General features: G+C 70.5%; 11 protein-coding genes. 8 read left to right on the plus strand and 3 right to left on the minus strand.

Translation table 11 applies throughout. The annotated features are described in order from the left end of the window. Positions 1–107 precede the first annotated feature (107 nt). From EV371_RS16100 to EV371_RS16135, 7 genes are all read left to right on the plus strand, one after another. On the plus strand, positions 108–1,199 hold the full coding sequence (locus EV371_RS16100) for an ATP-binding protein (protein WP_130462759.1): 1,092 nt from the start codon (positions 108–110) through the stop codon (positions 1,197–1,199). After that, positions 1,192–2,358, plus strand: a complete 1,167-nt coding sequence (locus EV371_RS16105) for a hypothetical protein (RefSeq protein ID WP_130462760.1) — start codon at positions 1,192–1,194, stop codon at positions 2,356–2,358. Before EV371_RS16100 ends, EV371_RS16105 begins: the two co-directional genes overlap by 8 nt. Next, the gene (locus EV371_RS16110; protein ID WP_130462761.1) at positions 2,340–2,996 is read left to right on the plus strand and encodes a response regulator transcription factor; all 657 of its coding nucleotides are present in this window, start codon (positions 2,340–2,342) and stop codon (positions 2,994–2,996) included. Before EV371_RS16105 ends, EV371_RS16110 begins: the two co-directional genes overlap by 19 nt. Before the next feature lie 220 nt (positions 2,997–3,216). After that, a complete protein-coding gene (locus tag EV371_RS16115; RefSeq protein WP_130462762.1) occupies positions 3,217–3,519 on the plus strand; it encodes a hypothetical protein in 303 nt (100 codons plus the stop codon). Continuing rightward, positions 3,516–4,550: a hypothetical protein gene (locus EV371_RS16120; RefSeq protein WP_130462763.1), complete on the plus strand. Its 1,035-nt coding sequence runs from the start codon at positions 3,516–3,518 to the stop codon at positions 4,548–4,550. The genes EV371_RS16115 and EV371_RS16120 overlap by 4 nt, the downstream gene beginning before the upstream one ends. Before the next feature lie 4 nt (positions 4,551–4,554). After that, positions 4,555–4,743, plus strand: a complete 189-nt coding sequence (locus tag EV371_RS16125; protein WP_130462764.1) for a hypothetical protein — start codon at positions 4,555–4,557, stop codon at positions 4,741–4,743. Positions 4,744–5,062: 319 nt separating this feature from the next. After that, positions 5,063–6,895, plus strand: a complete 1,833-nt coding sequence (locus tag EV371_RS16135) for a glycoside hydrolase family 15 protein (protein WP_130462766.1) — start codon at positions 5,063–5,065, stop codon at positions 6,893–6,895. A 108-nt stretch (positions 6,896–7,003) separates the two neighbouring features. Here the strand turns inward: EV371_RS16135 and EV371_RS16140 are convergent, their stop codons facing one another. Continuing rightward, complete coding sequence (locus EV371_RS16140; protein WP_130462767.1) at positions 7,004–7,207, minus strand: DUF397 domain-containing protein; 204 nt, start codon at positions 7,205–7,207, stop codon at positions 7,004–7,006. Then, complete coding sequence (locus EV371_RS16145) at positions 7,200–8,084, minus strand: Scr1 family TA system antitoxin-like transcriptional regulator (protein ID WP_130462768.1); 885 nt, start codon at positions 8,082–8,084, stop codon at positions 7,200–7,202. Before EV371_RS16145 ends, EV371_RS16140 begins: the two co-directional genes overlap by 8 nt. 265 nt (positions 8,085–8,349) lie before the next feature. Here EV371_RS16145 and EV371_RS16150 point away from each other — a divergent pair, with 265 nt between their 5' ends. Further along, positions 8,350–10,422 (plus strand): hypothetical protein, encoded by a 2,073-nt coding sequence (locus tag EV371_RS16150; RefSeq protein ID WP_130462769.1) that lies wholly within the window; start codon positions 8,350–8,352, stop codon positions 10,420–10,422. A gap of 193 nt (positions 10,423–10,615) precedes the next feature. On the opposite strand, the gene EV371_RS16155 is transcribed toward EV371_RS16150, so the two are convergent. Further along, the gene (locus EV371_RS16155; RefSeq protein ID WP_165436714.1) at positions 10,616–11,980 is read right to left on the minus strand and encodes a condensation domain-containing protein; all 1,365 of its coding nucleotides are present in this window, start codon (positions 11,978–11,980) and stop codon (positions 10,616–10,618) included. Between the last annotated feature and the right edge of the window lie 312 nt (positions 11,981–12,292).

Genomic DNA, 12,292 nt, shown 5'->3' on the forward strand with positions numbered 1-12,292 from the left:
CGTCGCAGGACATCCCCGCCCGCGCCGACCCGACCGGCGGTAGCGCAGCGTCCGGCGGCAGCGCAGCGTCCGGCGGCGGCAGGAGGATCGGCGGGACCGAACGCGGGTTGCGCCGGCTGGGCCGGCGGTACGCCCTCGTCGTACGCAGCGCGACGATGGTCTGTGCCGGCACCGCCGCCCTCTTCCAGGCGGTCCCGGAGCGGCGCGCGCTGGTCGGCGGCGTGGTCGCCGCAATCTGCGCCTGGAGTGTGCTATACGCCCGTGCCGGGTCCCGTCGCTGGCTGCTGCCGGTGGACACCCTGCTGATCGTGCTGCTGTGCCTGACGCAGCGCTGGACGGTGGCGCCGGACGCGCTGGTCGACAGCACCAACTGGGTCCTCGCGGTCGTTGTGGTCACCGCCGTGACGCACCAGTGGCTCACGACCGCCACCTACGGTGCGCTGCTGGCCACGGTGATCGTGACGGCGCACCTGGCGGGTAACGTCCTCGCGGCGCCCGGCGCCTGGTCCGAGTCCGTACCGCTCGGACTCTGGACCCTCGTGGAGGCCGGCCTGTCCCGGGTGCTGTTCCTGATGGTCCGGACCGGTGCCCGCCAGGCTGACCGGGCCGTCGCGGAACGGGAACGGGCCCGGCGCGAGGCGGCGGTGGCTGCCGCCCGGTGGGCCGATGAACGGGAGCACCTCGCGGTGCTGCACGACACCGCGGCCAGCACCCTGCTCGCGGTCGGTGCCCGGATGGTCGACGGCACCGAGCCCTGGCTCGCCGCACAGGCCGGCCGCGACCTGGCTGGCCTGGCCGCCGGCCCGGACCTCGCCGACACCAGCACCGACCTGGTGCGGGCGCTGCGCCAGGTGGCCCGGAACGCGCCCGTCGCGGTGGCGCTCCGGGCGCCACCGGAGCTCCTGCTGCCGACGGACCGCGCCGGAGCGATAGGTGCCGCCGTCGGGGAGGCGCTGACGAACGTGGCCCGGCACGCCGGAGTCGGGACGGCGGAACTGCTCGTGCACCGTTCTGCTGGCCAGACCGTGGTGGAGGTCGTCGACCAGGGTCGGGGCTTCGCACCGGACCGGGTGCCCAGGCATCGGCGCGGGCTGGCGTACTCCATCCAGGAGCGACTGGACCGGGTCGACGGTCGGGCGAGGGTGACCTCGACCCCCGGCGGGGGTACCCGGGTCCGGCTGGAGGTGCCCGATGACTGAGCCGATGCCACGGCTTCCGGTGGGCAGGCTCCTGCACGGGCTGCGCCTGGCCCTGCTCGCCATCACGGTCACCGGGCTCTTCGGCTTCGCCCTGCCGCTGCTGCTGGCTCACCCGGAGACCTACCACAGCGTGGGGCAGCAGGTCCTCGCGTTCGGCCTGCTGACCGCGGTCGCCGTGGTGGCCGGGGTGCCCGTCGTCCGGGACCGGCCGCTGGGCCGGATTCGTTGGCTGATGGTGGCGGCCGTGGTCGGGGCGGCGGCGCTGGCCACCACCGGGATACCCGCCGACGCGCTGATGTCGGAGGAGGAGTGGTCCTACGGCATGATCGGCTGGTTCGGGCTGCTCCTACTGGTCGATCACAGTCTCGCGGCGGCGGCGGCGTTTCTCGGCGCGTACACCGCCGCGAGCTTCGCCCAGCTCGCCCTGGTCGGGCAGGGACACGAGATCGTCGACCTGGTCGTGGTGACCGTGAACGTGCTCGGCTGCCAGCTTCCGGTGCTGGCCTGCGCGGCGGCGCTACCCGGGCTGGTGGCGACCGTCTCCGACGCCGCAGCCGACGCCGAGCGGGTACGCACCGCCGAGGCCGTCGCGGAACACCTGCACCTCGACCGCCGGTCTCGCTACGCCACCCTCGCCACCACCTGCGTGCCGCTCCTGGCCGACCTGAGCACCGGCTCCGCGGACCTCTCCGACGAGCGGGTGCGCCGCCGGTACGCCGTGGCCGCGGCCCGACTGCGCCGACTACTGGCGGAGCACGACGAGGTGGTCGATCCTCTCCTGCACGAGCTACGCGCCTGTCTCGACCTGGCCGACCGCACCGGGGTGGCGGTCTACCTCGGCACCTGCGGCGAGTGGCCGACCCCACCCCTGCCGGCACGGCGGGCGTTGACCGAGCCGGCGTTGCGGATCATCGCGACCGCCACCGCCGAGGTCCGGGTCACGCTGCTCGGTTTCCCCGGCGGCGTGACGGTGAGCGTCGTCGCCGACGCTAAGCTCGACGGGCTGGCCGGCGCCGCTCCGGAGGCCACCACCAGCGGCATCGGCGCCGACAGGGGCGCGAACGGCGACGGCACCGCGGGCACCGACGGAGTGACCGTCACCCGGCTCGTCGACGGATCGAAGGTGTGGATAGAGGCCACATGGCAAGCGGGAGACTGACCACGGCCGTGGTCATCGACGACCACCCGGCGATCGTCACCGGCATCCGCGCCTGGTGCGCCGCGGCAGACCCGCCGATCGAGGTTCTCGACTCCGGTGCGACCCCGGCGGTGGCCTGGACCGATCCCGGCCTCTCCGCCGACGTCGTCGTCTTCGACCTGCTGCTCAACCGGGACGTCCCCGCCTACCGCGACCTGCGGCGACTTGTCGACGCAGGCCGTTCCGTGATCGTTTACACCATGCGGGAGGACCGGGACACCATCCTCACCTGCCTCGATCTCGGCGCGCACGCCTGCCTGACCAAGTCCGAGGGCCCGAACCACCTGGTCCGGGCCATCCACACCGCGAGCCGGAACATGCCGTATACCCCGCCCGTGATGGCCCGCGCGATCAGCACCGACAACCGGCCGGACCGACCCCGGCTCACCCCCCGCGAGACCGACGTACTGGTCAACTGGTTCGCCTGCGAGTCCAAGGAGATGGTGGCGCGCAAGCTCAACCTCTCCGTTCGCACCGTGAACAGCTACATCGACCGGGTCCGGATCAGGTACGCCAACGCCGGACGTCCGGCCTCGACGAAGGCCGCGCTGGTCGCCCGGGCCATTCAGGACGGCCTGGTCGGGCTCGAGGAGTTGTGACAAGCCGACCTCCGAAACCGGGGCTGATCCGGCTTGTGGGGCGAATGACCGTCACGGCGGTCCGGGATCGCGTCCTAGCGTCCAGCGGGGTAGCGGGCAGGAGCGGAGAACGGGATGGTCGGGAAGTGGTCCGGCGGAGTCGGAGCGGTTCCGCTCGGGTGCGGAGGCCGCCCCGGGCGTAGTTGTCGCCGGAACCGGAGGCGGGGACGGAGGATGCACAGTGGATAAGCCGCTGCTACCGAACCTGCGGGACCCGGTCCTGGAGCGGATGCTGCGCGAGAACCTGGCGGAGCAGGCTCGTGACGACTCCGACCCGCTGGCCCGGGACATGGCCCGCGACGTGCTGGCGGGCAACATCACGCTCTACCAGGCGGTGGGGTCGAGCGTCTACGGCGAGGTCTTCGCCCAGCGGGCCTACGAGCACACGAACTGGTGGCACGCGCTGTCCGACGAGGATCGGGAGCGGCTGCGTGTCGAGGGCAGGGAGGCCATGGCAGCGGCCCGGGAGGAGGAGCAGGGATGACGGTAAAGGTGAAGACCGCCGACCTGCGCGGGTACGTTGCCCTGCTCAACCGGAACGCCGCACACAACGACAAGATCCTGGCGTACCTGCGCCAGTGGTGCGGCGCGGAGATGCAGGCGATCGACTCGGAGGGGCTGCTGGCCAAGGCGCTGAACTTCCACGACCGCATCTACGCCGACGCCGAGAACCTGATCAACCAGCTTGGCCAGGCGTTGCGGGGTTCGGCGGCGGAGTTGAGCAAGGCCGCGAAGCTCTACGACGGCAGCGACGAGGCGGCCAAGGAGCGCTTCGAGCGCCAGTTCAGCAACCCGACCGCCCGGGAGGGCTGGGAGGCGAGCCACTCCGGCTTCGCCGACTACATGAACCCGCTCGACCTGCTGGTCGGGACGCCCGCCTACGAGCAGTTCTCCGATCCCACCAAGATCCTCGACAAGATCGGCGATGCGGTCAGCATCTCCGGAACGGTGCTGAACTTCATCCAGGAGGCGACCGGCGTCAACCCGCTGGACCGGGCGGGCCGGTTCTTCGCCGGCGACTGGGAGGCCTACAGCAGGGCCGCCGGGGCCTGGCGGGTCATCGGCGAGGCCTTGGAGCGGATCGGCAAGAACATCGACCGGGGACTCGCCTCGCTGGACCGCAACTGGGACGGCGGGGCGAGCGAGGCGGCGTACGCGCAGTTCCAGGCGCTCGCCAACGTTTTCAAGGACATGTTGTCGCGGTTCACGAAGGTCCATCAGACGTACGAGGAGTTCGCCGAGTTCGCGATGTACGCCGCCTCGCTGGTGGTCGACACCATCAAGATGGCCATCGACACCGCGCTGATCATCATCGCCCGGCGGAAGGGCGGCCCCTTCGCCGAAGCGGCGGCGGTGTTCGAGACCTTCAAACTCGTCAAGTACATCGGGTACTTCGGCTGGACGTTGATCAGTGCCCGGGCCACCGTCGGCACGATCCTCGGCGCCACGGCCGGGATCGGAAGTTCACCACTGCGCGGAGTGGGGGTGGCGGGTTATGACGCATCCGGGGTCTGACGGTGTGATCCGCGGCAGCGGCGAGTCAGCCGCGGGAACCGACGCCGACGGCGAGCCCGACCGGCTGCGCGACGTACGCCACATGCTCGACCGCCTCTACGCCGACGAGGACAGTCCGGACAGCGTCCGGATGGAGCTGATCTCGCAGATCCTGCTGGCCGGGGTGGAGCAGAGCCGGCGCCGCACCGGGTAGGTAGTCCCAAACCGGTCAGGCGACTTCCCACGTGTACCGACGCTGTCCGCGCCGGTGACATGGCAGTCCGCACAGCCGTGCGTTCAGTTCAACCCGCTTCACCACCAGGCCGTCCAAGCCTGCCCAGAGATGGCTCAACTGGCCGCCGTAGTCGAGGGCTTCGCCGAACTCCTGACACCTCAGCCGGGGAACGTCGACCGACTCTCGCTCTGGATGGTCCAGGTCCGCGCGCGCCCACTCGGGTGGGAGGTGTGCGTCGGGGGACCGGGGGTAGTCGTCCGGTCGGGGAGGATGTCGGGAAGGACCCCAGGGAGGATTGGTGGATTCGTACCCTGCGGTGGAATCGCATGGGTTGATCGGTGACCTGCAGACCGCCGCCCTGGTGGCGGTGGACGGCACGATCGACTGGTTCTGCGCTCCGCGGTTCGACTCACCAAGCATCTTCGGCGGCTTGCTGGACCGGCGCCGCGGCGGCTACTTCCGGATAGCGCCGGACGGCGTCGACCACGTGCGCAAACAGCTGTACCTGCCCGGCACCCCGATCCTGATCACCCGCTTTCTGAGTGCGGACGGCGTCGGCGAGCTCATGGACTTCATGCCGGTCGCCGGCGACCAGGCCACCGACCGGCATCGACTGGTCCGGGTCCTCCGGATGGTCCGCGGCACGATGCGGTTCCGTCTCGACTGTCAACCCCGGTTCAACTACGGCCGCGACCCCCAGAAACTCGAGGTCCACCCCGAGGGGAGCCTGATCCGGAGCGCGACGGCCGCCTTCAGCCTGAGCCGGGTGCGGTACGCCGACCAGTTGACCGAGCAGCACGACGTCCGCCGAACCGACGAGGGCATCTGCCTCGTCGCCACCCTGCATGAGGGCGAGGTCGGGGGTGTGGTCCTGGAGACCGGCATCGATCCCGACCCGCCGCGTCGGTACAGCCCGGACGAGGTCGATAACCTGGTGGCGTGCACGCGCGACTGGTGGCGGGGCTGGCTCGGCCGCTCCGACTACGCCGGCCGCTGGCGGGAGATGGTCGAGCGGTCCGCCATAACCCTCAAGCTCATGACGTACGCGCCGACCGGTGCGCTGGTCGCCGCGCCCACTGCGGGTCTGCCCGAGCACATCGGCGGGGAACGCAACTGGGATTACCGCTACACCTGGGTCCGCGACGCATCGTTCTCGGTGCACGCGCTGCTGTGCCTGGGCTTCACCGACGAGGCGGACCGCTACATGCGCTGGCTCGGCGACCGGGTCCGCGACGCCGACGAGACTGGCCGTCCGTTGCAGGTCATGTACCGGGTCGACGGCTCACCCGACATCCCCGAGGAGGTGCTCGACCACCTGGAAGGCTACCGGGGTTCGGCTCCGGTCCGAATCGGCAACGGCGCGGCGACGCAACTGCAGCTTGACATCTACGGCGCCACACTCAACGCCTTCCACGTCGCCGACAGCCGAGGGCTGCAGATCACCCACGAGGGGTGGCGGCACACCCTACGGGCGATGGACTGGCTCTGCGACAACTGGGACCAGCCGGAGGAGGGGATCTGGGAGACCCGCGGCGGAAGGCGGAACTACACATACGGACGGCTGATGTCATGGGTCGCCCTCGACCGCGCCGTCCGCATCACGAACGCGCTGGGACGGCCCGCGGACATCGACCGATGGACGGCAGTACGTGACCGAATCTACGACCAGATCATGGCGCAGGGCTACCACCCGGAACGGCGGGCCTTCGTCCAGCACTACGGCAACGACGTATTGGACGCAGCGCTGCTCGCCATGCCTTCCGTCGGCTTCGTGTCGCCGCGCGACCCGATGTGGCAGTCAACTCTGCATGCCATCGACGACGAACTCGTCTCCGACAGCCTCGTCTACCGTTACAACCCGGAGGCATCCCCGGACGGTCTGCCCGGAATCGAAAGCACCTTCACGATGTGCACCTTCTGGTACGTCGACGCCCTCGCGCGGACCGACCGCCTTGAGGACGCCCGGCTGACGCTGGAGAAAATGTTCACCTATGCCAGCCCGCTCGGCCTCTACTCAGAGGAGATCGCGCCGAGCGGCGAGCAGGTCGGCAACTTCCCGCAGGGATTCAGCCACCTCTCCCTGATCAGCACCGCCGTCAACCTCGACCGGCTGCTGGACGCCGGTCGCTGACCGCCGTCGACCCCCCGGGGACTTCGGCCGGCTCACCCGTTGCGGACCGAAAATCCGACAGACCCATGCCCTCGTCCGGTGGGCCGGGCATAGGTGGGAGCGGGTCGGTCAGTGGACGATGCTGGCGGTCTTGACTCCGGCTACGAAGGCGGACCAGGTGTACGGCGAGAAGGCGAGGACCGGCCCGGCCTGGTCCTTGCTGTCGCGTACGGCGACGACGTCGGTCAGGTTGTCGGCGACCTCGACGCACTCGCCACCGTTGCCTCCGCTGCGAGTGCTCTTGCGCCAGTGCGCGTCGCGCAGGTCAGCCATGTTGCATCTCCCCGATGATTTTGTGGATCATGTTCCTCGATTGTCCCTCATCGAGTGCGAGTGCATCCAGGCTGGTCCATACCTTTTGATAGGCGGCGTACTCGGTGGGCCGGTCGAGGTAGAGAGCCCCGGTCAGCGACTCGCAGTAGACGATCGGCGGCTCCGGAGTGTTCCGGTTGCCGACCGGAAAGTCGAGGATGATGAACGACCCGGCCAGGGAACCGCGATGCTGCCCGGCAGCCAGCGGCAGCACTCGGATGACGACGTTCGGCAGCGCGGACACGGCCAGTAGGTGTTCGAGTTGTCCCGTCATGACCTGCCGGTCGCAGACGGGCCGCAGCAGCGCGGCCTCGGACAAGGTTATGTCCACGCTCGGTGCCGGGGGTAGGCGCCGGGTCAGCAGGCTTTGGCGTTGTAACCGTGCCTCGATAGCCCGTTCCCGACTATCCTCGTCCATCTCCGGCTGGTCGGTACGGTACATCCCGAGGGCATATTCACGGGTCTGCACGATCCCGGGAAGCAGCGCATCCTTGAAGAAGCGCAGCCGCGAGGCCACGGCTTCGAGGCCGACGTACAGCTCGAACCACTCGGGGATGGCGTCGCCGTACGCGTGCCACCAGCCCTTGGCCTTGGTCTGGCTGGCCAGGCCGACCAGGGCGGTGACCAGGTCCGGCCGCACGTCGTAGAGCGCGCACATCGCCTTGACGTCGAGCGAGCGGACCACGCCGAGTCCACTCTCGATCCGCCAGACCTTCTGCCGGCTGCACTCCAGCGCCTCGGCCGCCGCGTCAAGGGTCACCCCGGCCTCGGTGCGGAGCTGCTTGAGTGTTCGGCCGAGCTGGCGGCGCGGCACGGTCGAACCCATGTCCTCGGTCATTTGATCACTCCCCGCGTTCGATTCTGCAACATCCTGCCGCCTCCGATAAAACGTCTATCCGTTCACCAGAAATAAGTCAATACGCGGCGCCGATTTCTCGCGCGAATTTGTTGCCAGCCGCCCGGTACACGCTACAAGATGGCCCCTGAGAGGCGACCGTCCAAACAGTTTTCTACTGGGCCGCCGCGCTGATCAATAATCCTCGGCGAAAGGATGATGCTGCCGTGCGCGCAAATGTCTGTCGTATTCGATGGTGGACGGGCCGATGACCGGCCGCGCCGTGACCGTCACCTGCCCGAGCTGCGACGGCCTGACCTTCACGGTCGGCGCCTGCCTCTGCGTCGGGTACGGCAACCGGATGCTGGTCACCGACGACCAGGCACCCCGCGAGCCGTACCAGGAATGCCGGGTCTGTCGCGGCGTCGGACAGGTCGCGACCGCCTGCCATCGGTGCGGACAGCGCGGTGAGCGGCGGGCGCAGCTCGTGCTGACCGTGGCCAACGTCGACACCGGCGAGGTCGCCTCGGCCAGTGTCGTCCCGGGCACGGTGCCGCCCCGGCCGGCACCCGACCACGGATGGCAGCTGCCGCTGAAACCCCTGGTCGATGCGCTGGCCGAAGCCGTCGGCGCGGTCACCTGGACGGACTGTTACGGGCAGTCGGGCGACGGGTCGGCCGTAGGGCTGCCCCGCGAGTGGAGCCCCGAACTGCCCGACGATCAGCGGCTGACGCTGGAAGCCCAGGCCATCGCCGGGCACCCCGACGAGAGCTGGCAGGTGTTCCTCGGCCGCAGCGTCGCCCCGCCGTCGGTCGCCCCGGTGCACCGCCTCGGTCAGCTCTGTGCCCTCGCCGATTGGCTCTGCCTCGACCTGGTGCTGGAGGCGCGTCGACTGTGCCAGGGCCACGACGACCTGCTCTGGGACGTCCGCTTCGACGTACCCGGGGCGGCGGTGCCGACGGCCCGGCGCGGCACCGCATACAGCCTGACCGAGGCGCTCGGCACCGCCACCGCGTTGTCCGCGATCTCCGGCATCGCGGCGCGCGGCCTGGCCGCACCGGCCCGATATCTCGTTCCGTCGGTCAAGCCGGCCGACCCCGCGCGGCCGGTCCGGGATCTTGACCAGGTGGAGCGCCGGGTGATTTCCGAGTGCACCGATCTGCGCACCGGAGAGCCGCTCCCCGGCGCCTGCGCGATCTGGCGGGACGGGCACTGGTGGTACACCAGTCTGCGGGTCGCCGACCGGACCGAACGGCTGGTCGAGCGGGACACCGGCCAGATGTTGCGCCGGCACACCGAGGTGCTGCGGCGCGGCTGGGAACCACCCGACCCCGGCTGGCTCGGCGATGCTATCCCGCACACCCCGTGCCCGGCCTGCGACCCCGGCAACGGGCTGCGGCCCTGCTTCTGCACCGTCGGCACCGCCACGGTCGATCCGGACTGCGACAGTTGCCTCGGCACCGGGCTACGCGCCGGGATGCTGACCTGCCACACCTGCCTGGGCAGCCACCGGATCTTCCAGGGGCTGGTCGTCACCCTCACTGACCTGGACCACCAGGTCGTACACCTCAACTGGCGGGCCGGCGACGCCGCGCCCGCGCCGCTGGTCGCGACCCAACCCGGCGGCAAGCCGGTGGTCCAGCTACCCGAGCGCTTCCGGCTGGCCACCCACGCCAGCACCTTCGGGGTACGACCGGAGGACCTCACCGAGGCCGACGGTGGTTGGTCGGTCGACCAGGACCTCCGCCAGGGGTACGTCACGCTGCACGTGACCGGCGTCGAGCCGCTGACCCAGCATCTTGCCCAGGCCGGCCGGGGCCGACCCGGCGGCCGGCTGATCGTGCTGGCAGCCCCACCCGAGGTGCCGCCGTTGGCCCACCTGATCCGGCTCGCCCACGGCCTCGGCCTGGCGGTCGACGTCTCGGTACGCGACAACCGGCACAACGCCGACGACCCGCTGCGCGTGCAGGGCCTCTGCTGGTACGTCGAGATCACTGTCGCCGCCCCGACGGCGCCGGAGGTCGAGCCGGCGGGCCGGCCAACCCTGGCCGGGGCGGTCGCCTACGCTCTCGACTATCTGGGCAGTGTGCTGGCCGAGGCGGTGCCGGACGACCCTGCGCAACCGATCGCGGTGCCGCAGGCGTCGATGGCGGAGGTGATCACCGACCCGGAGCCGATGCTGCGCCGGCTCGGCGCGCACCATGCGGGGCAGCGGGTGACCGTCCACTTCGGTCCTGCCGGCTGCCGGATCGACCTACGTGAGCAGGGAAACCTCCGTCATCTGGTCACCGCCGCAGACCTGACCGGTGGGCTCGCCGCTCTCGGTCTGGTCGATTCCTGACCGGCGCCCCGGTTCTCCGTGGTCCACATTGAACCTTTTTCAACCTCCCCTTGCGGTCCGACGGACCGCAAGGTCGGACGCGGTGCATGAGCGCCGCGCGGTCCAGGTTGAAAAAGGCCATTGCTCTGCACGTGGCCGTCGCCCTGCTGTTGACCGGCTCGCCGCACGGCGCCGGGGTCCCACCGGCACCGAGTCAGCCGGTGGGGAGGGGCTCGTCGTCCGGCGGGCGGAGCGCCGAAACCGGCCGGTCTGGATCCGTGGCGACCAGGCTGAGCAGGAGCGCGAGGTCGGTGAGCAGGCTCTCGACCGTCTCCGGATCGAGGTGCCGCAGGTCGTACCTGGCGTGCAGGCCGAGCCGCTCGCCGGGTACGACGAGCAGGTTGAGCGGGTGGTGCGACGCCGACCACCGGCCGTCGAAGCGTACGGAGAGGATCGACGCGTCGGCCGTACCGGTGAACAGGTCGTTGTCCATCGAATAGGTCTCGAAGTCGAGGACGGTCTCGAACAGCGGCGCCCCGGCAGGCAGCCCGGCCCAGGACCGGATCAGTGCCGGCGGCACGTGGTCGAACGGGCGGGCCAGGGCCTGGCGTGCCTGCAATCCGCGCAACCACACTCCGACCGGTTGGTCGGGCCGGATCCGGACCCGGACCGGCACGGTGTTGGCCAGCGGACCGACCAGGGCCTCCGCGGCCGATCCGGCGCCCCGGCCGGCGACCGTCGAACCGATGATGATGTCGCCGGTCCCGGCGCGGGCGGAGAGTAGCCGCGCCCAGCAGCCCTGAATCGCCGTCTCCAGCGTGATCCGCTGTGGAGCGATGGCCTCGTGCAGCAGGTAGGTGTCCTCGCCGGTCAGTTCGAACGTGTATTCGTCGAACGCGTCCGCCGGCTCTCCCCGCCAGGCCGGCGGATCGCTCTGCAGCGGTCCGGGCACGGGCCGGTCGGACAACTCCGCGCGCCAGAAATCCTCCGCCTCGGCAAGGTCACGGGCGGCAGCCCGGGCCACGTGGTCCCGGAACGGCGTCGGAGCCGGCAGCGCGACCTCCCGGCCGTCGATCGCCGCCTGGTATTCGGCGAGCACCTCGCGGAGCAGGATCGGCAGGCTCCAGCCGTCGACGACCAGGTGGTGGGCCGTCCAGACCAGCAGGTGCTCGGTCTCGGAGACGCGGAGCAGGGCGAACCGGGTCAGCGGCGGCGCGTCCAGGGTGAAGCCCCGGACCCGGTCGGCGGCGAGGAACTCGGCAAGGCCGCGTCGGCGCTGGCAGGCCCGGATGGCCCGCAGGTCGTCGAGGTGCCACTCGGGTGGCGGCGCCTTCGCCGCGACCACCTGGACAGGCTCCTCGACCCGGTGCCGGACGAACCCGGTGCGCAGCACCTCGTGGCGGGCGATCACCCGGTGCCACGCCTGCTGGAACTCGGCGACCCGCAGCCGGCCACGGATGACGAGGCGCACCTGTTCGAGGTCGCAGGCCGGATCGACCTCCTCGGAGGCTGGGCGGAGGACGCCGCGCTGGACCGGCGAGAGAGCATAGCCGTCCCGTACGTCGACCGAACTGGTCATCCCGTCACCTCCTGAGCCGGGCGGACGTGGCCGGGAACCCGGAGACGACCTACCGGGCCCGGCACGGTGTGCACCCGCGACGCGAGAAGAACTGAGAGGCTCGTGTGGGCAGTGACAACTCCCTGTTCGAGCACCTGCCGGTACAAGGGCGGCGCCGCACGGAACATGGAGATCCATGATTCGACGCCGAGTGTCGCCGACGTTACCAGGGGTGGTGCATCGCTGTCTCCCCGCCACGCGCCCGGCCGGGTCCGGGGTTTTTCACCGGAATTGTGCCGGGCCCTCAGTTTCGCTCGCTCTGCGGAATCGTCC

This window comes from Plantactinospora sp. CNZ321 (assembly GCF_004217235.1).